24 protein-coding genes and 1 tRNA gene are annotated in these 23,597 nt (G+C 37.7%); 10 read left to right on the forward strand and 15 right to left on the reverse strand.

Going from position 1 to position 23,597, the window contains the following annotated elements; genetic code table 11:
- From G6W42_RS02225 to G6W42_RS02240, 4 genes are all read right to left on the reverse strand, one after another.
- On the reverse strand, positions 1-1,057 hold a 1,057-nt coding region (locus tag G6W42_RS02225), incomplete at its 3' end, for an HsdM family class I SAM-dependent methyltransferase (RefSeq protein WP_194172780.1).
- A gap of 13 nt (positions 1,058-1,070) precedes the next feature.
- Complete coding sequence (locus G6W42_RS02230; protein WP_194172781.1) at positions 1,071-1,763, reverse strand: hypothetical protein; 693 nt, start codon at positions 1,761-1,763, stop codon at positions 1,071-1,073.
- On the reverse strand, positions 1,760-2,857 hold the full coding sequence (locus G6W42_RS02235; RefSeq protein WP_194172782.1) for a hypothetical protein: 1,098 nt from the start codon (positions 2,855-2,857) through the stop codon (positions 1,760-1,762). Before G6W42_RS02235 ends, G6W42_RS02230 begins: the two co-directional genes overlap by 4 nt.
- On the reverse strand, positions 2,847-5,129 hold the full coding sequence (locus G6W42_RS02240) for an ATP-binding protein (RefSeq protein WP_194172783.1): 2,283 nt from the start codon (positions 5,127-5,129) through the stop codon (positions 2,847-2,849). The genes G6W42_RS02235 and G6W42_RS02240 overlap by 11 nt, the downstream gene beginning before the upstream one ends.
- Before the next feature lie 330 nt (positions 5,130-5,459).
- Here G6W42_RS02240 and petA point away from each other — a divergent pair, with 330 nt between their 5' ends.
- From petA to G6W42_RS02255, 3 genes are read left to right on the forward strand one after another with little or no spacing between them, the layout of a single operon-like run.
- The gene (gene petA, locus G6W42_RS02245; protein ID WP_194172784.1) at positions 5,460-5,963 is read left to right on the forward strand and encodes a ubiquinol-cytochrome c reductase iron-sulfur subunit; all 504 of its coding nucleotides are present in this window, start codon (positions 5,460-5,462) and stop codon (positions 5,961-5,963) included.
- Positions 5,964-5,973: 10 nt separating this feature from the next.
- On the forward strand, positions 5,974-7,218 hold the full coding sequence (locus G6W42_RS02250) for a cytochrome b (protein WP_194172785.1): 1,245 nt from the start codon (positions 5,974-5,976) through the stop codon (positions 7,216-7,218).
- Between the two features lie 2 nt (positions 7,219-7,220).
- A complete protein-coding gene (locus G6W42_RS02255) occupies positions 7,221-8,261 on the forward strand; it encodes a c-type cytochrome (RefSeq protein ID WP_194172786.1) in 1,041 nt (346 codons plus the stop codon).
- A gap of 315 nt (positions 8,262-8,576) precedes the next feature.
- Here G6W42_RS02255 and G6W42_RS02260 read toward each other — a convergent pair whose 3' ends face one another.
- Positions 8,577-9,059 (reverse strand): hypothetical protein, encoded by a 483-nt coding sequence (locus tag G6W42_RS02260; RefSeq protein WP_194172787.1) that lies wholly within the window; start codon positions 9,057-9,059, stop codon positions 8,577-8,579.
- Between the two features lie 115 nt (positions 9,060-9,174).
- On the opposite strand from G6W42_RS02260, the gene G6W42_RS02265 reads away from it, so the two are divergent.
- The 3 genes from G6W42_RS02265 to G6W42_RS02275 are packed head-to-tail and all read left to right on the forward strand — an operon-like array spanning position 9,175 to position 12,430.
- Positions 9,175-10,338 (forward strand): cation:proton antiporter, encoded by a 1,164-nt coding sequence (locus tag G6W42_RS02265; RefSeq protein WP_194172788.1) that lies wholly within the window; start codon positions 9,175-9,177, stop codon positions 10,336-10,338.
- A 2-nt stretch (positions 10,339-10,340) separates the two neighbouring features.
- Positions 10,341-11,618: a citrate synthase gene (locus tag G6W42_RS02270; protein ID WP_194172789.1), complete on the forward strand. Its 1,278-nt coding sequence runs from the start codon at positions 10,341-10,343 to the stop codon at positions 11,616-11,618.
- Positions 11,615-12,430: a 3'(2'),5'-bisphosphate nucleotidase CysQ family protein gene (locus tag G6W42_RS02275; protein WP_194172790.1), complete on the forward strand. Its 816-nt coding sequence runs from the start codon at positions 11,615-11,617 to the stop codon at positions 12,428-12,430. The genes G6W42_RS02270 and G6W42_RS02275 overlap by 4 nt, the downstream gene beginning before the upstream one ends.
- A gap of 2 nt (positions 12,431-12,432) precedes the next feature.
- Here G6W42_RS02275 and G6W42_RS02280 read toward each other — a convergent pair whose 3' ends face one another.
- From G6W42_RS02280 to G6W42_RS02315, 8 genes are read right to left on the reverse strand one after another with little or no spacing between them, the layout of a single operon-like run.
- Positions 12,433-12,897: a damage-inducible protein gene (locus G6W42_RS02280; RefSeq protein ID WP_194172791.1), complete on the reverse strand. Its 465-nt coding sequence runs from the start codon at positions 12,895-12,897 to the stop codon at positions 12,433-12,435.
- Between the two features lies 1 nt (position 12,898).
- Positions 12,899-14,455 carry a class I SAM-dependent methyltransferase gene (locus G6W42_RS02285; RefSeq protein ID WP_194172792.1) on the reverse strand — a complete coding sequence of 519 codons (1,557 nt, stop codon included), beginning with the start codon at positions 14,453-14,455 and terminating at the stop codon, positions 12,899-12,901.
- A 9-nt stretch (positions 14,456-14,464) separates the two neighbouring features.
- Positions 14,465-14,962, reverse strand: coding sequence for a redoxin family protein (locus tag G6W42_RS02290; RefSeq protein WP_194172793.1), 498 nt, complete (start codon positions 14,960-14,962; stop codon positions 14,465-14,467).
- Positions 14,963-14,998: 36 nt separating this feature from the next.
- Positions 14,999-15,673: a molybdate ABC transporter permease subunit gene (modB, locus tag G6W42_RS02295; protein WP_103598772.1), complete on the reverse strand. Its 675-nt coding sequence runs from the start codon at positions 15,671-15,673 to the stop codon at positions 14,999-15,001.
- Entirely contained in the window at positions 15,673-16,530 is an 858-nt protein-coding gene (locus tag G6W42_RS02300) for a sulfate/molybdate ABC transporter ATP-binding protein (protein ID WP_194172794.1), read from the reverse strand. The genes modB and G6W42_RS02300 overlap by 1 nt, the downstream gene beginning before the upstream one ends.
- A 2-nt stretch (positions 16,531-16,532) precedes the next feature.
- Positions 16,533-16,922, reverse strand: coding sequence for a TOBE domain-containing protein (locus G6W42_RS02305; protein ID WP_194172795.1), 390 nt, complete (start codon positions 16,920-16,922; stop codon positions 16,533-16,535).
- Positions 16,919-17,674: a molybdate ABC transporter substrate-binding protein gene (gene modA / locus G6W42_RS02310; protein ID WP_194172796.1), complete on the reverse strand. Its 756-nt coding sequence runs from the start codon at positions 17,672-17,674 to the stop codon at positions 16,919-16,921. The genes G6W42_RS02305 and modA overlap by 4 nt, the downstream gene beginning before the upstream one ends.
- Positions 17,675-18,457 carry a TOBE domain-containing protein gene (locus G6W42_RS02315; protein WP_194172797.1) on the reverse strand — a complete coding sequence of 261 codons (783 nt, stop codon included), beginning with the start codon at positions 18,455-18,457 and terminating at the stop codon, positions 17,675-17,677.
- Positions 18,458-18,613: 156 nt separating this feature from the next.
- Here G6W42_RS02315 and G6W42_RS02320 point away from each other — a divergent pair, with 156 nt between their 5' ends.
- The 3 genes from G6W42_RS02320 to G6W42_RS02330 are packed head-to-tail and all read left to right on the forward strand — an operon-like array spanning position 18,614 to position 22,385.
- Complete coding sequence (locus G6W42_RS02320; protein WP_194172798.1) at positions 18,614-19,330, forward strand: MlaA family lipoprotein; 717 nt, start codon at positions 18,614-18,616, stop codon at positions 19,328-19,330.
- Positions 19,331-19,332: 2 nt separating this feature from the next.
- Positions 19,333-19,935, forward strand: coding sequence for an ABC transporter substrate-binding protein (locus G6W42_RS02325; protein WP_194172799.1), 603 nt, complete (start codon positions 19,333-19,335; stop codon positions 19,933-19,935).
- Complete coding sequence (locus tag G6W42_RS02330) at positions 19,935-22,385, forward strand: efflux RND transporter permease subunit (protein ID WP_194172800.1); 2,451 nt, start codon at positions 19,935-19,937, stop codon at positions 22,383-22,385. Before G6W42_RS02325 ends, G6W42_RS02330 begins: the two co-directional genes overlap by 1 nt.
- 2 nt (positions 22,386-22,387) lie before the next feature.
- On the opposite strand, the gene G6W42_RS02335 is transcribed toward G6W42_RS02330, so the two are convergent.
- Complete coding sequence (locus tag G6W42_RS02335; RefSeq protein WP_194172801.1) at positions 22,388-22,963, reverse strand: BON domain-containing protein; 576 nt, start codon at positions 22,961-22,963, stop codon at positions 22,388-22,390.
- A gap of 75 nt (positions 22,964-23,038) precedes the next feature.
- Here G6W42_RS02335 and G6W42_RS02340 point away from each other — a divergent pair.
- Positions 23,039-23,136 (forward strand) — tRNA-Sec (locus G6W42_RS02340).
- A gap of 118 nt (positions 23,137-23,254) precedes the next feature.
- On the opposite strand, the gene G6W42_RS02345 is transcribed toward G6W42_RS02340, so the two are convergent.
- Positions 23,255-23,596 (reverse strand): hypothetical protein, encoded by a 342-nt coding sequence (locus G6W42_RS02345; protein ID WP_194172802.1) that lies wholly within the window; start codon positions 23,594-23,596, stop codon positions 23,255-23,257.
- Position 23,597: the final 1 nt, after the last annotated feature.

Raw genomic sequence — 23,597 nt, forward strand, 5'->3', positions numbered from 1 at the left:
ACTCACTATACAGATATTCATGATATTTAAAATTATCTTTTAGTTGGGATTTTTTTAATGGCAGATATCTAACCGTATCCGATTGTCTTTTTGACAAAAAACATATTGATGTATATGTTGTTCTTGATCTGAAAATTTGTTCATCTTCAAAGTCAATAATTTTTAAATCTACTTGTTTTTCATGAAAATAGCTTCTTATTCCTCGCCCATTAAGACTTTTTATAAAAGAGTTTACGGTTATATACCCTAAAATCCCATTTGGTCTTAAAAGATCAAATCCAATTTGAAAAAATGGTATATAAAGATCGGGGTGCCCTGTTTCACAGGCGCTCCATTTTGAAATTAAAGTTTTTGTCTTTTTATCCATGTTTCTAGAACATACATATGGCGGATTGCCTAGTATAATATCAAAACCATTACTTGCTCTTATTTGAGTATTTTCTTTATACCAATTAAACTCCAAAGAATCAGCACAATACAGATTAAATTCAAACTCTTCATCCTCTCCCCCATGTTTTATGGCAAATAATGATAGTAATATTTCTGATCTTTCTATACTATATGACTGAATATCTGATCCAAATATATTTTCCTTATAAATTTGCTTATAGGGCTTACCGGTAGCTTTGTTAATATATTTGGATGCATTTATTAAAAAGCCGCCACATCCACAAGATATATCTGCTATTTTAAAATTACATATGTCTACAATATTATAGTGTTGCTTAAATGCTTCATATGTTATAAATTCTCGAATGTCTCTAGGTGTGTAAACTGCTCCATTTATTAGTTTGTCTGATGGAGAAATTACAAATTCAAATAATTCAAGAAGGTCTTCGTAAGTAAAATCCTTTTTAATTTCTCTAACTAAAAACATAAACTCTTTTAAAAATTTATACTCATCTCCATCCTGTTCACATATAATTAATTTGAGTATTTTCTTATTATTGTTTACTTTTAGGTTATTTAAATATACATATGTAGAAACAAGAAGCCTATTTATAGGAAGAATTTCTCTATTGTACCTTTTTAAATAATTAAAAATTTTTTGATTCATATACTGTATTTACCTAAACCAATTGAGGATAAATTTCATCGTATTTCCATTGGCTTGAAGTATGATGAAAAAAATTGGCAATTGATCTAAAATATGGCCCCACAAACAGTTTTTGCATTTCCCTCAAAATTGTAATATACACATTTTCTTTTTTTAATTTTTCCCAAGTTTCTGGTAAAAAATTTGAAACTATAAAATCAACTGTCAAAATAAATTCCATAGGATGATACATGATTCTTGGAGAATCTAAAATTAAAACCTGCCCATATTCTTTAACGTGTTCTTTTAATTTGTTTCCACCAAACTGAAAATGATAATATGGATGTACGGCATTTGATTGAGTACCGTCATGTCTATCAAGGTGAATTGCATTCACCAAAATATTACCATATGACTCACTTAAGCCAAAGATTGTAATATTTAATCCATATGATTCAAAAGGATCTTTGCCGTCAACTAAATTTTGAAAACTACCATGAAGTTTTAAGTCAAATTCTAATTCTAGTATTCCTGTGTTTGTATGGGATAGTCTTTTGGGAAATTTGCCATTGAGCTCTATTCTAATAGGCGGCTTTATCTCATACTTCAAGTCTTTATAATTGTGGATTGTTGATATTGCGGAATCTAAATTTATACATTTTAATCCTTCTTTCTCTAAAAGAGCTTTAAATTCTCGCAGATATTTTATATATTCAGTATAATTCATTGTTTTTTCGCATTTTTAATGGCAAAACTAATACCATCTAACTCGGAAGGATGTGGTTTTATATTTTTTTCCTGCAAAGAATAAGGGTGCAGCAACGCCTCTAATGATATGTATTCGTATTCTTGCCAAGGCTTTGGCTCATTACGAGTATATACTTTAAATCCCTCTATTGGATCAAGCGGTTTTTCCAAAGCTTTACAAACCGTCCAAAACCTGTAGCTAGAATTTCCTTGAATAGGCTCTGGAAAAACAATATTTTTAATACCTTTACTTTTGAAAATCTCAACTTTGTCTTTTGCACTCAAATATGATAAATAAGTGTTTGCTATCTTTTCAAATATCTCATCTATTTTATGCATCCACCATCTATTCCATCCATCCGAGAATACCCCTGTATATTTAGCCTCCTCAAAAAGCTTTTTTACGCTATTCCAGTCTCCGGATTTATCAATATCGATTCCTAATCTAGCAGCCAAGTACTGCTCATTTATCAAAAATCCTTTTACATAAATTAAATCTTTTAATATTACTTGTGCATACTCATGAACAGGAATTATTTCTTCGATTTTAAATCTACTAAAAAATCTTTCATCCAGTGCCTTTATGTTTGTTTGTAGTAAATTTTCAAAGTCTTTTGTTTCGGCTATTTTTTTATACCCATTCGCAAGCGAATATAATTTCTTTGATACCAAATCAGAAATTTGAGTTTTCATAATAAATCTATCAAAAAGATTATTGCTCGTCATGTCTTTAAAATATATGTCTTTTAATTTTGCTTCCGTTGAAAAAATAATAATAGGAATATCTGTTTTTAACTCTCCTTTGGTTGCTAAAGTTCTTATATGCTGGGCAAATTCTGTTGCAGTAAAAGGAAAATTTTTACCATCATAAGGTTCATTGTCTAATCTAAGATCAAGAATTAATCCTTGATATTGACTTATTGTGCCTATGGTGTCTTGTATATTAAATTTATCAAAAATACTTACATGTTTATACTCAACCAACAATCCTAACTCTTTAGAAGACAGTCTTTCTGCTAATCCTTTAGTCACTTGATCACTTGCATCATCAATATATAAGAACTTAAAATTCATAGTATCCTTTCTTGCATGGCAATTCTATTCTAAATGTAGTACTAAATCCTTCAATAGGATCTCTTACATATATTATTCCACCATAACCTGTAATAATATCTTTTACTATTTTTAACCCCAATCCAGTTCCCGTCATCTCCTCATAATTTCTTGAAATTTTTCCAACCGGCATACTTGTTGTAAAAAAAGGATTAAAAACTTTATCGCGATCTTCAAGAGGAATACCACTTCCATTGTCTGAAAACTCTAAGTATACATTCTTTTCCGTACTTCCAATTTCAATATACAAACTACCATTTCCTTTATTAGCTTTTTGTATAGCTTTTCTGGCATTTGTATAAAGATTCAATAAAATAGAAGCCCATTCTGATTTGTGCATTGGGCAAGTATACAGCAAGGCTTCTTTTGCTTCATAATTAAACAATATTTTGCGCTTTATTAAATCATTATGTATGGCCTTTTTAAAAGCCAAAACAGCCGACTCAAGTTCAACTGGCGACAATTCTCTTTGAACATTTTCCGAAATAGTTTCATCAAAATAAGATGTATATGTTGATAGGCTTTTAAGATTTTCACGAATCCTATCAGATACCTCATGGCCTCTGCCTGCTTTGTTTATGTACTCTTTAATATTTTCAATATCTGCTTCCAAAACAGCTTGATATTGTTTTATTTCATGAATAAATTCTCCAATTGTTAGCCCTAAAGCTGCTAAAATCCTCAAAAGATTCTTTTCTTCTAATAACTCTTTTTGCTTCTGTCTTTGCTCTTCATGAGCTTCTTTAAGTTTTTGAGTAACACTACTTAACTTCTCTTTTATATCATCATGGTCTTCTTTATAATCGGATGTTTGCTCATCTTCACTAAATGATGCTATGTCTTCTAATTCTTCGATTATTTCTGAAATTTTTTCTTCAGGTTCTTTTTTCCAATTTTTTTTATTGGTCCTTGTTTTTACGCCTCTCTCTGAAGCTATTTTGATTGCTGCATCTGTTAAAATTTTATAACCAAAATCTGTTAACTCCACAAAGGCTTTATTTTCAAGCAATCCTTCTCTGCTTGAAAGCTCTTCAAATTTGTCATCCTGTCCATTTATTTCTATAAAACCAAAAAAGTTAATGTTTGTATGAGTAGGCAAGATCGTTCTTCTTCTCACAGAAGCATCTAGGCCCAGCCAGTCGTTTGAAATCCCTTTTGTATTTTCACCATAAGGAAGAACTCTAAAGCCGTTTCTATATAATCTTATGCCACCTAGCTCTTTAGCCTTTTCCCTAATAAAAGATTCAATTTGAGGTGGTATATCTGAAGCTCCATAGACAAAATAATATGCTTTTAGAAAAATATTTCGTATTTCTTTATATGGGTTGTTTTGATTTAAAATAACATTTTTAACACTATAATTTAATTTGCTGCTCTCAATGCTTATTTTAATATACCCATCTTCATCAACAAAACCTGTTATTTCAGCCAAGGCATGTTCAAAAAACATTGTACTGTCATTTGCAATTACTTCAGCAAGATCACCTTCTTTTCTATTGCATATAAGCTTAAATCCAGGATCTTCTGTTTTTAGCTTTACTTTTGAAAGAGGAAAAGGTTGTAAAATTTCAGACGCATACCTATAGACTCTTTTAATCTGAGCCTCTGTCCATTTATCCCTTAGATCTCTTATAATTAATTTTGTTCCGCTTTTTTTATTTGCCCTTCGATCTTTATATTCTATCTTATTACCAATAAACATTAAATCTTGATCATTTTTAAAATCATCCCAGTTTATAGTTACTTCAAGTGCTTGTTTGGAATCTTCTGTCTGCGTTATTATTGTCAATTGTCTTCCAAGCCTTTGGGCAGCAAAACGACCTATTCCTTTTTGACCAGCTCTTTTTCTTTTATATATTGGAGAGAGCGGATAATGAATTTTATCGCTTGACGCTAACCGCATAAAACCATTTATTAATTGTTCTTTGGTCATGCCAACACCGTCATCACTAATAGTAAGAACTCCACCAACATCAAGCGAATCAATAAAAGTTAACTCAACTTTTTTAGCATCAGCATCATAAGAGTTTTTAACTAGCTCAGATACAGCAGTTTCATGTCTAGCTACAAGCTCTTTACCCAATCTATTGATTATCCCAGCATCTATAGAAAAACGTATATTATTCTCATCAAATTTAGATAACTCAGACGATAGTTTTAAAATTTTTGAATAATTTGCAGGTTCGGTTTCAAGAGTATATTTTAATTCTTCTCTTATTTCGCTTTCATTCATTTGCTCTCTCTTTTAGTACAATAAAACTATGTGTATTTTATTAAAATAAATGGTCTAATAATATCATAATGTTCTATAATAATGATTATTTGTGAATTAGTTAGTTTTTAAAATTATTCATTCAACCTTGTTGTGAATGACGTATGAATATTCTTTTCTATTGAATTAGAAAATAAGAAGTTGCTTTAAAATAAATTTCAAAATTTACCCAAAAAAACGTGAATTTAAAGCTTAAATTCACTTTATTTTTACAAACTATATTGTGAGATTATAGTTTTTTAATTTTTTGAGAGTATAATCATTTAAATTTTATTTATAGAAAGGAAATTAATGTCAGTAAAGCAAGAAAGACGAAGCTTTATCGGCCTTGCGTTTGGTGCTGTGGCAGCTGTGGGTGGCGCTATGTCGCTAGTTGCCATGAAAAAGACCTGGGATCCGCTCCCTAGCGTAAAAGCCGCTGGTTTTACAACTGTCGATCTAAGCCCGATCAAAGATGGCGAGATGAGACAGGTTGAGTGGCGTAAAAAGCCTATCTTCATCCTCAAAAAAAGTCCAGATATGGCTAAAAACGACAAGAGAGATGTAGTAGTTGGAGATGCTAGATATGTAGTTGTTATCGGACTTTGCACACACCTAGGATGTATCCCTGAGTATAAAGCGAGCAAGCAAATTTTTGTCTGTGCCTGTCATGGCGGCGAATTTAACGTTGATGGCATGCAGATATACGGACCTCCACCAAGACCGCTTGATATCCCACCGTTTAAGATCGATGGTACCAAGCTAGTTCTAGGCGAAACAAGCCCAGAATACGAAAAATTAGTAGCTAAAGCTTAGGAGGTTAGCGATGTCTTTATCTCATAAATCAACTGGCGTTATTGACTGGCTTGATCAGCGCCTAGCTTTTACAAAACTTATGAAGGTTCTAGTTAGCGAATACTGGATCCCAAAAAATATAAATTTCCTTTGGGCGATGGGCGTTATCCTAACGACACTTTTCTTGCTTTTGATCATCACTGGCTTTTTGCTTATGATGTACTACAAACCAGACGTAAATTTAGCCTTTGATAGCGTAAACTACACTATCATGCAAGAGGTTGAGTACGGCTGGCTTTGGCGTCATATCCATGCGATTTCAGCTTCGACGATCTTTCTTATCATGTATATCCACTTGCTTACTGGACTTTACTACGGCTCATACAAAAGAGGTAGAGAGGTCATCTGGATAAGCGGTATGGTGCTATTTATCTGCTTTTCAGCAGAAGCATTTAGTGGCTATATGCTCCCATGGGGTCAGATGAGCTACTGGGCGGCTACTGTTATCACTCAGCTTTTTGGCGGTGTGCCAGTTATCGGTGATGCTTTGGTTGAGTGGATCAGGGGTGATTACGCAGTTGGCGACTCAACGCTTACTAGATTTTTCATGCTTCACGTCTGCTTGCTTCCGCTTGTAACTATCGTTGTTTTGGTTATCCACTTCTACTCACTAAGAGTTCCACACGTAAATAACCTAACAAGCGAAGATATCGACTTTGACGTAGAGGCTGAGGTTTATCTACACGGCGACAGAGCAAAAGCTAAAGTTATACCATTTTGGCCGGGATTTTTGGCAAAAGACTTCATGTATGTATCATTTTTTATGATATTTGTTATATATCTTGTTTGCTATCACTTTGGCTTTGCGATGGATCCTATCAACTTTGAGCCAGCAAATCCACTAAAAACTCCACCACACATCTACCCAGAGTGGTACTTCTTGTGGCAATATGAAATTTTACGTGGCTTCTTCTTTGATATAGCAGGAATTTCAGCTTATAACATCGGTCTTATCGCGTTTGCCTTTGCAGGCGTGGCATTTATGCTTATACCGCTCCTTGATAGAAGTGACCTTGTGGCACCAGCTCACAAAAGACCGCTATTTTTCGTGTGGTTTTGGGTATTGGTCATTGACCTTATTGTCTTATCTATATATGGCAAGCTTCCAACAGGCGGCATCAACGACTGGATAGGATTTTACTCATCACTACTATTTTTGGTGCTATTTATAGTCGCACTCCCGGTTATCACAATACTTGAAAGAAAAAGGGGCTAATCATGAAAGAGCTTAAAATTTTTGCCATCGTTGTTATCCTTTCAGGTATTTTATACTGGGGTATCGAGCCTTACGCTCACACAAAGCTTCATCCGCACACTGCAAATGCTGAGTATAACTTCTCAAAAGAAGATACTGACTATGCAAAGCATTTTTTAGAGCAGAAAAAAGAGGCGCTTGAGGCTGCAAAAGCTGGCGGCAACAAAGCTAGCATAGAAGCGGCTACAAAAGATGTCGAGACAGCACAAAAAATTCTTGATGACTATACAGCTTTTTGGGCTGATATAAACTCGATCGACCTTGCAAAGGGTGATGCTACAAAGGGAGCCGAGACATTTGGCGCAGCTGGATGTACAGGATGTCATGGCATAGAAGCAGCTGGTATGCCAGCTAGTATGGACGCTGAAACTGCTAGCCAAAGCTTTGGCGTAGTACCACCAGATCTTAGCACAGCTGGTAAAATTTATGACGAGAGATTTTTGGCAGCACTTATCAAAAATCCAACTATGGCTGTAAAACTATCTCATAAATTTAACGACGAGAAGCCATATCCTATGACTGCATTTATGGGCGCTGGCGGTGATATCAATGCTGAGATCGCTGACATAGTTGCTTATCTTAAAAAAGTATCAGCTGACGCAGAAGCAAAGAGCAAGATCACTGAAGAAAAGGTCTTCGCTGACGCATGTCAAAGATGCCACGATATGAAGTATGATAAAAAATATACTCTTAGCAACAAAGTAAGCCTCGCAGCTTATATGGGTTCAAACCCACCTGATCTATCTATGATGATCCGCTCAAAAGGTGCAGACTACTTGCATAAATTTATAAACGATACTCAAAAGATGCTTCCAGGCACTGCGATGCCTAGAGTTGGCTTAAACAAAGCCGCTGAAGATGACATAGTATCTTACATCCAAAAAGTAGGTGACAGCAAAAAGGCTGAGCGTGAGAGCACAGGCATTTACGTGATGATCTACTTCTTTATCTTGGGAATTTTTGCTTGGCTTTGGAAACGCAAAGTCTGGAGCGAACTCCACTAAAATTTAAGAGCCTTTTTGGCTCTTAAATTCTCTCTAGTAAATTTACATATATAAATAGGTATTCTTTAAAATTATTTTTTACAAATTTAATCAAGTTTTTTTTAAATTTTTAAATTTATTTGACACTAACATGGTTTAAAAAACAAATTTGCAAATTTTAAAATTTCATTCACTCTTAAGAATTGACACTAAAATTTGGCTTCGCTTACAGCTTAGCTCAAATTTTAGAGCCGAAATTACTCGTTCATAAAATTTAAAATTTGCTCAAATTTAACAAAACCCCATGCAGTGCGAAGCGCCGCCACATGCGCCTCTCTACCTAGCCTCTACCTTTGGCATTTGCAGCATAAAATTTCTAGCTTCGCTTAAAAGTACCGGTTTAAGCGCATCTGCTAAGGTTTTTGGATCGTAAATCCTCTCATACGAAAGCATCATAACTCCATCTTTTTTAAGTAAAAAGTGGATTATTTCTATATTTTTGCTCTTAGTTTCATCTTTTATGAGGGCTAAAATTTGATCATTTTCTTCACTAAAAAGCACGTTTTTATCTTGCTTAAGAGCCCTTTTTAGCTCTTCTAGCTCGTTTTTTGTCTTGACATCTTTGTCAAACTTTACTCTAAAAGAAGCAAAGTGCTCGTCCATGTTTTCATTTTTTAAAAAGTAAAAGCTCTCGTTTTTAACCACTTGCTTTTTATAAAATGTGCTGCCATCAAATCTAAAACTCTCAACTAAATTTAGCTCGCCTGCCAAAGAAAAGACGCCAAAAAATATCAAAATAAAAAGGCTAATTTTACGCATAAAATTTCACTCCAAATTTCTAAAATAGCCGCCATTTTGCCAAAATTCCGCTTAGCTTAATCAAAAAATAACAAAGCTTTTTATACAATCAAGCATTTTTATTTTAAGGATCTTTTTGCAGTTACACCAAGCAAGCGAGCTTAGCATCCTTGTCGTTTTGGCATTTATCGTCTTTGCTTCGCCTTATATTTCTAAAATTTTGCGCATCCCAGTCGCACCTGCTGAGATACTACTTGGAGCGGTTGCTGGCTACATCGGAGTCGTTGGCGACAACGAGATGTTTAAGCTCATCAGCGAAGTTGGCTTTTTCTTTTTGATGTTTCTAGCTGGCATGGAGATCGATCTTAGGATGCTCATAAACATCGACCGTAAAATTTTGCGCCTTGGGCTCATCTATCTAGCGCTCATCTACGCTCTAGCCACGGCCCTGACGCTAGGACTTGAGCTTAGCCTGCTTTACATCATCATCATCCCGATAATGGCCGTTGGTATGGTATTTACGCTATTTAAGGAGTATGGCAAGCAGCAAGAGTGGCTAAATTTAAGCATGCTAATAGCAACTATCGGCGAGCTTTTAAGCATCACGCTTCTAACATTTACCGCTGCTTACTTGCAGTTTGGAGCGAGCATAAATTTATGGCTAACGATTGGATATTTGATCTTATTTTTGGCTATCAGTGTGCTTAGCTTTAAAATTTTGGACGTGCTTTTTTGGTGGTATCCGGGGCTTAAAGTGGTGCTTATGCCACACTATGACAAGGACGAGAAGGACATCAGGCTTTGCATCGCGGTATTTTTCACGATGATAGCTTTGATGCTATATCTAAATTTAGAGGTCGCCTTTGGTGCGTTTATCGCAGGTATGTTTATAACGACATTTTTTGATCACAAAAAGGACTTGCCGCACAAGCTTTCAAGCTTTGGATTTGGCTTTTTGGTACCGATATTTTTCATCCACATAGGCTCTACTTTTAAGCTTTCAAGCCTAGGATCTAGCGAAGTGATAAAGGATGCTGTTTTTATATTTTTAGCGATGCTTGGCACGAGAGTTGTATCTAGTTTGCTCTTTTTGGGCAAGCTTGGCTTTAGAGGGATATTTTTATTTGCCATTTCGCAGTCTATGCCACTCACGCTTTTGATCGCAGTTGCTACTATCGCACACAAATCAGGCGAGATAAGTGACTATTCTTACTCATCTTTTATCCTAGCAAGCCTCGCACAAGCTATAATAGGAGCTATAATCATCAAAATTTTAATGCAATCAAAAAGCAAGGAGTAAAAATGTCATCAAATACAGCCACACTAATCGACAACCGAACTGGCAAGAGCTATGAATTTCCTATCCTAAAAGGTACGATGGGGCCAGACGTCATCGACATATCGACCTTCTTTAGTGACACTGGGATGTTTACCTTTGACAGGGGCTACACCTCAACTGCGATGTGCCGCTCAGCTATAACCTACATCGATGGCCTAAAGGGCGAGCTCATGTATAGAGGCTACGACATCGCGTATTTGGCTGAAAATAAGACATTTTTAGACGTTGCTTACCTGCTTTTAAACAAAGAGCTACCAACTGGCGAGCAATACAGGGGCTTTAAAGACGAGCTTAAAAAAAGAAGCTTCATACACGAGGGCATGATGAAGCTATTTGACGCATTTCCAGACAAGGCGCACCCTATGGCGATCTTGCAAGCAGCGGTCTCAGCGCTAAGTGCCTTTTACTCAGACCACCTAAATATGGATAAGCCCGAAGAGTACCACGAGATGGCTATGCGTATCATCGCCAAAATCCCAACGATAGCGGCCTTTAGCTACCGCTACTCACGCGGACTTCCTATCATCTATCCAAATTTAGATCGTGGCTTTACAGAAAATTTCCTCTACATGATGAGGGGCTATCCGTACGAGCACGTCGATCTTAAGCCTATCGAGATAAAGGCGCTTGATACGGTCTTTATGCTACACGCTGACCACGAGCAAAACGCTTCAACGACTACCGTTAGGACTGTTGGCTCTACACACGCGCACCCATACGCATGTATAAGTGCAGGTATCGGCGCACTTTGGGGCTGGGCTCATGGCGGGGCAAACGAGGGCGTCATCCGCCAGCTAGAAGAGATCGGCACGGTCGCAAACGTCGATAAATACATCGCTAGAGCAAAGGATAAAAACGATCCGTTTAGACTAATGGGCTTTGGCCACAGGGTCTATAAAAACTTTGATCCACGCGCAAAGGTGCTTAAAAAGATGAGGGATCAGCTGATGGATGAGATCGGCATTAGCTCAGAGCTTATAAAGATCGCCAACCGCATCGAGGAGATCGCGCTAAATGACGACTACTTTGTAAGTAGAAATTTATATCCAAATGTTGATTTTCACTCAGGGCTCATCCTAAAAGCACTTGGCATACCAAACAATATGTTTGCCGTCATCTTCGTTATCGGCAGGACGCCAGGCTGGATCAGCCAGTGGATCGAGCTAAAAGAGCAAGATAGCATAAAGATCGTCCGTCCAAGACAGCTCTACGTTGGGGAGACAAACAGAACACCAAAATGAGCGAGCTTTTAAATTTAGCCATCAAAGCAGCCATTAGTGCTGGGCGTGAGATAATGAAATTTTACTCATCTAATGGCGAGGCGCTCAAAGTCTGCCTAAAAGATGATAGCTCGCCGCTCACTAGTGCTGATCTAGCGGCAAATGAGGTGATACTAAAAGAGCTAAGTAAAAGCGGGATAAAAATTTGCTCTGAAGAGAGTATCTTGCAAGAGAGTGACAAAGACGAATTTTGGCTAGTTGATCCCCTTGATGGCACGAAAGAATTTTTAGCTAGAAATGGCGAATTTTGTGTTTGCATAGCGCTTATAAAAGAGGCTAGGCCGGTGCTTGGCGTCATTTTTATCCCAGTTAGCAAAGAGCTTTTTTACGCTGATGAAAACGGCGCTTTTAAAGAAATTTTAGGCGCTAATGATGAGATCGTAGAAAGGCAAGATCTAAATGAAAAAGCTAAAAGCTTAAATAACTTCATCTTTTCAAGCAGAAGAGGTGAGACGAAGAGGGCCACGCTTATAAGAGATAGTTTAAATTTCAAGCAAAAATGCATCGGATCTGCCATTAAATTTTGCCGTTTAGCTGAGCTTGGTGGGATATATGTGAGATTTAGCCCAAGCTATCTTTGGGACAATGCCGCAGGCGAGACAATAGTGAAATTTAGCGGTGGCAAGGTCTTAAATGCTAGCGGTAGATGCGAGCCAAGCTACAAGCTAACGGATCTAAAAAGCCCATTTTACGTAGCTTTTGGCAAAAATACTTTGAGCTTAGAAGATGAAGTTTTTAATCTTATAAGTAAATTTAAAGAGCAGGGTAGATAAGGCTACTTGCACCTTATCTCGCCACTCATCTTTAAAAATGCGCTCTCGTTTTGCTCTAAAAATTTATTTGCCACTTCTAAATCTTGAAATTTATCTTTTAGTCTGATCACCAAAGTGCCACATTTTAGCTCTCTAGCTCGCTCCAAACTAGCATCAAAGCTTTGCGTTAGGTCATTTACGCTTTTTATCAAAAGATCGTTTTGACCTAGCTCTTTTACGCTAAATTTAGCGTGTCTCTCGGCTCTTACTACGCCAAGATAGTTTGCGACTTTAGCGTTACTTATGTAGATGAAAATCCCCTCACGCAAGTTGCTGCTAAATGCCACTGCATCATCTTGCTCAAGTATCTTTGCAAGCTCCTCTCCGCCGTAGTTTAGGCTACTTTTAAGATTTAGGTTTTTTACACTTGGTTTGCTAGCACAACCTGCTAGAAATATAAAAAATATAAGTGCAAGAATTCTTTTCATTTTAAATTTCCTCAAGCAAATAGAGCATGCTAGCTATTTTTATAGTGCCTGCCACATAGTTCAATATATTTGATACAACTTTGTTTCTTTTTATCTCCTTGCCATTTGTTTCAAAAAGCTTGACATCATTTTCTTTTATAAATTTTAAAGCTTTGGTTACAATATCTTCTAAGTTATTTTTACCATCTAGTAGTAAAAATATATAATAATCAACCAAATTTAGTTTTTCAGAAACTCCAAATTTATTTGCAAAAACAATGTCCGTCTTATCTTTATGTTTTAAAAAATACTTAACATAATTTATCAAATTTGGGTTTAGCCTTGAATACCCTGGCCTATACTCTATATCTTTTAGCTCATCTTTTACTATCATTGTGTTTGCCGAGTTAGTTATAAGCCTTACAAAAGCGCTATAAACTGTAAGCTTGTCTTCTGGCAAAATTTCTAAAATCTGAGAGAGGTTTATGCTCGCTGGAAACATCTTGTTAAAAACCTCACAAAGCCACCATGTATCTTGTGGCATGATATGAAATCTATCATACCATCCGTTATCTCTTTTTATAAAATCCCCCACAACGTGAAGTTTATTTATATCACTTGGACCTATCTGTTTTGCCTTAATGACCTCAAAAGCATTTTTATGAACGATTAGGCTCTGCCTAAAAATCTTCATACTTAAAATATCTAAAAACTGTTCACTTTGTATACGATCTGCAAAATGCACATTTTTAAAGTCATCCACAAGAGCATTTCCAAAATCAGGCACAAATACATCTTTCATATCAATATCACAAAGATAAGCTAAGTCAAATTTATCTATTTTTTCGCAAAAATCTTTAAAGTAAAATGGATCGTTTATATCCTCCAAAAACTCATGCACTACATAAAAATCATCTTTGCTAAGAATATCATCTATCCAAGTGATAAGCGACTTAATAGGCATAAATTTTTCAAATTCTTCATTATCTCTTTTTAGCAAGACCTCCTTATAAACCAAAAGCGCCTCTCTTGCGGCCTTTAGTCTATCCTCCGTGCTCTCTTTATCCTTTGCAGCAAGCAGCATAAGATCACGCACTACATCTTTTACTTTCCAGCCTGGGTATGTGTTATAAGATATAAACGCCACGCCGTTTTGGCTTAAATTTTCTCTTATAACTCTTAGTATCGCCTCTTTTACAAAGTCAGGCACCCAGCTAAAGACGCCGTGAGCGATGATATAGTCAAATTTCTCATCACTTTTAAACTCACAGATATCGCCGTGAATTAGCTCTAAATTTTGCAGTCCTATCTCTTTTACGATCTCTTGTCCGCGCCTTATTTGCTCACCGCTAAGATCGATGCCAACTACTCTTGCATTTTTATTATTTACAGCAAATGGGATCAAATTTCCACCAAAACTGCACCCTATCTCCAAAACTTTTGCATTTTTGCAAGGCGGTGGATTGATGCCAAGAAGTGTAGCGCAAGCCTCTAGTTTATAAGGCGATGACTGCGCAAATGCTGCTGATTTGTAAGTTAGTTCGTCATAAGATTTTTCTATTTTGCTATTTTGGCTCATTTTACCCTCCTAGTACTCTTGATTTTGCAATTTTTCTAGCATATTTTTAGCGTCATTTTCAGGCTCATCTACGATATATGCGCGCCTTATCTTGCCACCTTTTATGATAAGTGTTTGACGAAAGTAAAATTTATGCCCATTTGAAGCTGCAAATACAGGCAATTCAAGCGCGCGCTCTAGCATAAACTCGCTATCATTTAAAAACATCACGCCAGTTGCGGTCTCTTCTTCAAATTTCTTCTGAGCCGCGATATCTTGGGAGCCGATGGCGACCACCATAAAGCCAAGATCGTTAAATTCTTTAAGAAGTTTTTTGTAGTTTATCGCTTGCTTGGTGCAGCCTTTCATGCCAGCAGTCTTTTGTAGCTGTTCGCTTAAAAGCTCGAAGTCCTCGCCTATCTTTGGATAGATAAAAACCACGCAGTTGTGGGTCCTTGCAAAGGCTGAAAAGTCAAATTCTTTACCGTCTAAAGTCCTTAGATAGATGCTTGTAGGCACTTTTATCATGTTTCGTCCTTTAAAAATTTTATCTATTATATATCTTTAAGCTTTTTTAGAATTTAAAAAATAGACGACAAAAAGGACGAAAAAGCTGATTATTAGCATCAAAAGAGCGTAGATGTGAGCTTTGGTATAGTCAAGCATCTCAACCGCCTCAAATATCGCGATACTAGCGACCTTGCTCTCGCCAGCCACGCTGCCACCTATCATCAAAACCACGCCAAACTCACCCATCGTATGAGCAAAACTAACAACGATCGCGGTTAGTAAATTTGATCTGATGCTTGGCAAGATGACCCTAAAAATGGTCGTAAGCTTGCTTTTACCAAGGCTATAGCTCGCCTCAAAAAGGCTCTTTTTTAGGCTATTTAGACCAGCGTAAATGGGCCCAAACATAAATGGCAGCGAGTAGATGCAGCTTGCCACAACAAGGCCAGTGAAGTTAAAAACTAGCCTTACGCCAAAGAGCTCTTCGATAAATTTGCCAAAAAATGAGTAGGGCGAGAGAAAAATGAGCAGATAAAAGCCAAGAACGCTTGGCGGCAGCACCAAAGGCAGCGAGATGATGGACTCTAAAAATGCCTTGCCAAAGAATTTCTTTTGCGACATAAAGTAAGCAAGCCCTACGCAGAAGAAAAACAGTATAAATGTCGTGATAAAAGAGAGTTTTAGTGAGAGCCAAAACGGCTCGTAATCAATATTTGCTAGCTCGCTCATCATGCTTTTACCAAATTTACGCCAAAGGCTTTTGTACTAACCACCACCGTGTCACCAGCTCTTAGCCCACTAGCTTCTGCGCTACTTAGCACAACCTCGCAAATTTGGCGGTTTATTAGCACGCTTGCCACAAAAATGGCGTCACGCTTTTTGATCTCCAAAACCTTAGCGTTAAATGCAAATTTCTGCGATCCTGCACTCTTTAAAAATATCTCACTCGCACTGCCAGACCTTGAAATTTTGCCATTTTCAAGGACAAAAACCTTGCTGCAAAGCTTGTAAATCTCAGCTATGTCATGACTTACTAAAACAACGCTCATCTTAAACTCATCGTGAAGCGCTAGCAAATAGTCTTGCAGCTTCTCACGCATAGCGTTATCTAGGGCACTTAGTGGCTCATCGAGCAGTAAAATTTCAGGCTTTTTCATAACCGCACGAGCAAGTGCTACGCGTTGCTTTTGACCGCCTGAGAGTTCGCCTATTTTGGCGTTTTTTAGGCTCTTTAGCTCGCAAATTTCAAGTAGTTTATTTGCTAAATTTTCATCGTTATTTGCAAAGAGCAAATTTTTAAAGACGTTCATATTTTCAAAAAGGGCGTAGTCTTGAAACAAAAAGCCGATATTTCGCTTTTGTGGGGCTAAATTTGTCTTTTCATCAAAAAAGACTTTATCCCCAACCTTTATCACGCCACTTTGTGGGGCTTCAAAGCCAGCAATGAGCCTTAAAATCGTGGTCTTGCCTCCGCCACTTGCTCCATAAAGTGCGACAAATTCTCCGCTTTCAAAGGCGAGCTCAGCCTCAAGCATAAATTTACCGCCACCACCATTTAGCTCTTTTTTGCAAGAAATTTCTATCATTTTTAAGCGCTTACGTGGATACTTGTTGATTTGATGTAGGCAAAGAGCTCGTCATTTGCCTCTAAATTTAGCCCTTTTAGGGCGTGATCTGAGATGATAGCTTCAAAGCAAAGCTGCCCACACCTTAGGCTAACTATGCTTAAAATTTCGCCACGAGTTATGCCTGCAACCACGCATTTTAGCTCATTTTCAAGCGAGCTAGCCTGAAGCTTTATCTTTGATAAAACGACGTCTGAGCTTTTGAAATTTAAGCTCACCTCATCATTTAGAGCAAATTTGCTAGCCTCATTTAAGGCTAGCATATATAAATTTGCTTCTAAATTTACGCACTTAAGCTCAAAAAAGCTGACGCCATCTTTAGAATAAATTTGAACGATCTTTGCTTTTATCATTTAGCTGGGACGTTGTAGCCAAATTTCTTGAAAATTTCTCTTGCTTTATCACCTAGGACAAAGTCGTAAAATGCCTTTGCATCAGCGTTATTTTCAGCATGTTTTAAAAGCACGATGCCTTGATCGATCGGAGTGTAGAGCTCTTGAGGCACGAAGATGTAGTTAGTGCCCTCTTTATATTTAGCCATTTTCTCGCTAAAAAGCGCACTAGCAGCGATAAAACCAACATCTGAAGCGCTTAGTGCCTGAGATAGCGTCTCAGAAATTTTTTGAGCGTAGACGATGTTTTTCTCTACTTCATCATAAATTTTTGCATTTTTAAGAGCTTCGATGCTAGCCTTGCCGTAAGGTGCGGTTTCTGGGTTTGCTACCGAGATCGCTTTTAGGCCACGAACCACCTCGATACCTTTTTTAAAATCCACATCTCTTATAGAAAAGATCGCCAAAGCGCCTTGAGCGTAAACTTTTGGTGCAGCCACTGCAAAGCCTGTGTCGTAGGCCTTTTGCGCAAAGCCCATATCAGCAGCCATAAAGATATCAGCTGGGGCCGAGTTTTGTATCTGCGTGACAAGGCCGCCGCTCGCGCCAAGAGTTAGGTTGATCTTAGCGTCTGGATGAAGCTTGTTAAACTCTTTTATAAGCTCAGGAAACGCATAGGTCGTGTTTGCCGCAGCATAGACATTTACCTCTGCGCCAAGTGCGTTCATGGCAAGCAGAGCTACTGCGCACAGAAATTCAAAAACCCTTTTCATTTATACTCCTATTATGATTTGAGATGATTTTACTATCGCTATTAGCATGTCGCCAACGCCTATTTGCATATCCATCGCGCTATCTTTTGTGATGATGGCAGTGAGCGTCTGCTCGTCGCTTAGCTTTAGCGTGACCTCAGCATTTACAGCGCCTATCTTAGCCTCGATGACCTGGCCTTTTAGCTGATTTTTAGTGCTTATCTTTAGGTCAAGATCTTTTGCGAGTATGACAGTAGGCGCTTTAAAGATATAAACCACTTTTTGACCCACTTTTAGGCCTAAATTTTTCTCGCTTTCAACTGTTATGGTCGCTTCAAGTGTGTTGCCATTGCTTAGTTTTGCAACTATCTCAGAATTTACAGCGCCTCTGTTTATACTAACGATCTCACATGAGAGCTGGTTTCTGGCGCTTAAATTCATACTCATCCTTTGTAAATTTATGATATCAACATCCTCAAAATCAACCTTTTGACAAATTTTTTGCAAAAAGTCCTTTTGTGTCTCAAGGATGGCGTCGTAAATTTTTATGAGTTTTTTGGCATATGGGCTAAGCTCTGAACCGCTATTTTTCTTGTTGCCATCAGCCCTTACGATTAGCGGTTTGCTACTTTTGTTATTTATGGTATCCAAGCAATCCCAAGCGTTTTTGTATGATATGCCGACAACCTCAGCTGCTTTTGTGATGCTTTTTGTCTCATTTATCGCCTTTAGTAGCGCTATATGCTTTGCTAAAACCTGCGTGTCTTCGCCTAGAAATAGTTCTAAATTTATATCTGCTTTCAAAATTTTAACCTTCTAAATATATAATAATAATTTGCAAAGTATATCTAATTATATTAATGGCCAAGCTTAAAACTACAAATTTTCTTTAACTTTTTGTAAAGTTTCAAAAAGATAAAATCTAAGCCACATTTTATAAATAAATTTTAAGGTTTTATGATGAAATTTTTGCTAGCTATCTTTTGTAGCCTGCTTTTAGCCTGTGCCAGCGCCGACATAAACGCGACTAATGGCAATGAAAAAGATGATTTTGACGTTGAGTTTGAAGCAAAAAAAGATGTATTTGACCCACTTAGTGGCTACAACAGAGTGATGACAAATGTAAATGACTTTATCTATATAAACATGCTAACTCCAGTAGCAAAAGGCTACGCTTATGTCGTGCCAGCCACAGCTAGAACGATGGTTGCAAATTTCTTTGACAACCTCCTTTTTCCAGTGCGCTTTGTAAATAATCTGCTTCAGTTTAAATTTCAAAATGCTGGCGAAGAGACTCTACGCTTTTTAGCAAACACGATAATTGGCTTTGGTGGGCTAACAGACGGAGCAAAATACTATGATCTCAAGGCTCACAACGAGGACTTTGGACAAACACTTGGATACTGGGGGCTAGGAAGCGGATTTCACATCGTTTGGCCACTTATCGGACCATCAAATTTAAGAGATACTGGAGGCCTAGTTGGGGACTATTTTGCCGATCCTATCAGCTACGTAGACCCTATGCTTTTATCGGCTGGTATCAAGTCTTATAGGACGTTTAATAGCTTTGCACAAGACCCAACAGCTTATGAGAAACTACGCAAAGACGCGATCGATCTATATCCATTTTTACGCGATGCTTACGAGCAAAGACGCGATAAACTTATCAAGGAGTAAGTATGAAAATTTTAAAAATTCTTGCAGCGATTTTACTTTTTGCAACTAGCCTTTTTGCTATGTCAAAAGAGCAGATAAAGCCCGAAATAGAGGCAAAAACTGCTAAAGTGATCGAGGTTTTAAAAAATGCAAATTTAGATAATAATGCAAAGACAAAAGAGATCTTTGCTCTGCTTGATCCATTTTTTGACTATAAACAAATGGCAAAAATCAGCCTTGGCAAGCGCTACAACAGCCTAAGTGTCAACGAGCAAGCTAAATTTGACGCTGCTTTTGAGCAAAAACTAAAAAGCTCATACATCGACAAACTTTTAGGCTACAAAGATCAAGAGATCCGTATAACAGGCCAAAGTGAGCCACAAAAAAATAGATACTGGATCACATCTGAGCTTATAAATGATGGCAAAAGCTATGAATTTATCTATAAATTTTACGACGCAAAAGAGCGCGGCTGGCTCATTTACGACCTTGATATCGTTGGTGTAAGCATTATACAAACTTATAGAAGCCAATTTGGCGACGTGCTAAATAATGGCGATTTTAATACGCTTTTACAAAAACTAAACGAAGCGGTTTTGCCTGATCAAAACAAAACTAATCCTTGATGCGACAAATTTTTAAATTTATCATTGCCAAAAACAAGCTTGTTATCTCGCTTGTCCTGCTTTTAAGCGTTGTTTTTGGCTACCTTAGCACAAGACTAAGCATCGACGCCTCAGCCGAGACCTTGCTGCTTGAACATGACCCTGACCTAAAAGCTTATAGGCAGATAGCAAAGCGCTACGACTCGCCTGGGCTTTTGGTGGTCGCTTTTACTCCAAAAGATGATCTTTTTTTACCTAAAAATTTAGAGCTTATTAAAAATTTAAGTGACGAACTTGCCAAAAATGAGATGGTTAGCAGTGTTATCTCTATCCTAAATGTGCCGCTTCTAAATAGCGTAAAAGGCGGCGTTACAGGCATCTTAGAGCACACGCCAACACTAAGTGATAAAGATATAAATATCTCAAAAGCAAAGATTGAGTTTGCAAAAAGCCCCATTTATAGTGGAAATTTGATAAGCAAAGATCTAAAAACCACGGCGATTGCTTTAAATTTAAAGCAAGATGATAAATTTAACGAGCTTTTAAATGAGCGAAATTTACTTAGCCAAAAGGAGTCAAATGGCACTATCACGCAGGCAGAAAAGCTTAAATTTCAAGCACTTGTGGCTGAATTTAAGGCCTACCGAGATGAGCTTAGAAAGAGCGATCACAAAAACCTTGAAGCCATAAAGGCAACTATCGCTAAATTTAACGCAAATGATGAGCTATTCTTAGGCGGCGCAAATATGATCGCTGATGATATGATAGGCTTTATAAAGAGCGATCTTTTGATTTACGGCTTAAGCGTTCTAGCGCTTCTTAGCTTTAGTTTGTGGCTATTTTTTAGGCAGCTAAGATGGATCATCTTACCGATGTTTATCTGCGCAGTGAGTGCCATTTTTACGACTGGAATTTTTGGTATGTTTGGCTGGGAAGTGACGGTCATTAGCTCAAACTACATCGCACTTCAGCTCATCATCACCATCTCAACAGTCATCCACCTAGTCGTAAGCTATAGGGAATTTTACGCAAGGCACCCGAAATACAGCCAAAATCAGCTCATCTATCTGACACTTCGTGACAAATTTTCTCCATCTTTTTGGGCGATATTTACAACGGTTATTGGCTTTAGCTCATTAATGAGTGCCGATATAAAGCCAGTTATCATGCTTGGTATTATGATGAGTGCGGGCATTAGCGTTTCACTCGTGCTTGCATTTTTGTTATTTGGCGCGGTAAATGTAAATTTAAAGAAGCTTGCCCCTGTTAGGACATTTGAAAACAGCTTTAAATTTACAAAATACTGCGCAAATTTAGCCCTAAGCTCAAGAAAGATCATCTATGCAGTTTGCGTGCTAGTTGTCTGCTTTGGCGTATATGGCATAAGCAAGATAAAGGTTGAAAACAGCTTCATTGGCTACTTTAAAGAGAGTACGCAGATCCGCCAAGGCATGCAAGTTATCGACACAAAGCTTGGTGGCACGATCCCGGTTGATGTGATAGTTAAATTTAAAGAGATCGAGCCAAAACAAGAAAAAAGTGATGAAAAAGACGACTTTGAAAGTGAGTTTGAAAAGGACGCAAAAGACGCAAAATACTGGTTTAATAGCTATCACACAAGAGTTGCAGAAAAAATTCACGACTATCTAAAAGAGCAAAATTTTGTAGGCAACGTAAGCTCGCTTGCAACGCTCATAAAGGCTATAAAAGAGCTAAATAACGGCGTTAGCGACGACTTTTTGCTTGCTGCGATGTATGAAAAACTTCCGCTTGAGTATAAAAACATCTTGCTAAGCCCTTATGTAAGCGTCGAAAACGACGAGCTTAGATTTAGTTTAAGGATCATCGATAGCGACTCTGAGCTTAGGCGAAATGAGTTTTTAAAAGAGCTTAAGGCTGGGCTTGCCAAGCTTACCAAAAATGACAACGTGAGCATAGAAGTGGCCGGTATGATGGTGCTTTATAACAACATGCTTCAAAATTTACTTAGCTCGCAGGTTGATACATTTGGTCTAACGGTTGCGATACTTTTTGTTATATTCTGCTTTGTTTTTAGAAGTATCAAGCTAGCAACCATCGCGATAGTTTCAAATTTGATCCCGCTTTGCACGCTCTTTGGCGTGATGGGATTTTTTGGCATACCGCTTGATGTGATGAGCATTACGATCGCAGCGATCAGCATCGGTATCGGCGTTGATGATATCATCCACTACATCCACCGCTTCAAAGAGGAGCTGCTTACAAAGGACGTTTTTGAGAGCATCAAGGCTGCACACGCTAGCATAGGATATGCGATGTATTACACATCATTTACCATTTTCCTTGGCTTTAGCGTGATGATAACGAGCAACTTTATACCGACTATCTATTTTGGTTTGCTAACGGATCTAGTTATGATATTTATGCTGCTTGGTGCGCTCATCATCTTACCAAGTCTCATTGCTAGTTTTGTGAAGAAGCGTGAGGTATAAATTTATTTGATAACTTTGATGAACGAATAGACATCAGCCACGCCATCAATGTGCTTAGCATACCAAATGGCGTGCTTTTCTTGCTCGATGCTATCTACTACGCCACTAAAAACAACGTCACAGCCAACGATGCTAACACGCACATTTGTGCCTTCAACGACGCTATCCTTAAAGAGATTTTGCTTTAAATTTGCAAGAATGCTTAGGCTATCGCACGGATACTCGCTCTTTTTTACTCTAAGATAGGTGTAAATTTTTCGCACTCCGTCCGTGCTTTTGGCAAGTTCAACTAGCTTCTCACCTAACTCTTTGCTATCAACAAGCCCTATGAGATAGGCATCGCCGTAAAAGACCTCTATCTCGATGTCGATGTTGCTAAGGCCTTTTGAAAACAAAATTTTGCTTTGTAGCTTGCTTTGGATAAATTTGTCACGAGAGATCGAGTAGATACCGCGTTTATCGCGAGAAATAGAGTATGCGTCATATACATTTAGTGGCGCTGTTGCTGGGGTGAGGACTGAGGAGCAAGAGCAAAAAAATAAGAGAAAAAATGCAAAAACGCTAAATTTAGAAATCATAAATCCTTTTGTAATTTCAAAAAGTTTATAGAAAATGGGCTAAAATTTATCTAAATCTGCTAAAATAACGCGCACGGAGGATAAAGTAATCTGGTGATGCTCACGGGCTTCAAACCCGATGACTGGGCGGTTGACCGTCTGGTGGGGAGTTCGATTCTCTCATCCTCTCGCCACTTTTACTTCTTTTAAATTTCTACTTTTTAATGATTTGTTTTTTGATTTAAGGCACAGTTAGCTAGTAAATTTTAAAAATGATGGTGTGATTTAAGCAATCTCTTTAAATTTAAAAGTTTAAATTTTTATATCCAAAACATGCGGCTCTTCGCTCTCTTCATTGCTATCAAGCTCATCTTCCAAGGTCTCTTCATGTTTGGCTTTTGCGTTTTGCTCCTCGTTCTCAAACTCGCTCGCCTCTTCTTCGCTCTTTTGACGTTCGTGCTCTTTTTCAGGGTCTATCTTGTATGACTCCTCCATCGGACGCACCTCTTTTATCTCCTCGTTTTGCTGCGTGGCTAGCTCAGATGCCATTAGCGCTTGCATGTCAAAGCGTGCTTGCTGGTTTGCATGCACCTGCGAGACGACTGGGGCGTTTTGGTTGATGAAGTTGCTATTTCCTAAAGGTGTTACCGCCATT

This window comes from Campylobacter concisus, assembly GCF_015230015.1.
GTDB classification, from domain to species: Bacteria; Campylobacterota; Campylobacteria; order Campylobacterales; family Campylobacteraceae; genus Campylobacter_A; species Campylobacter_A concisus_AF.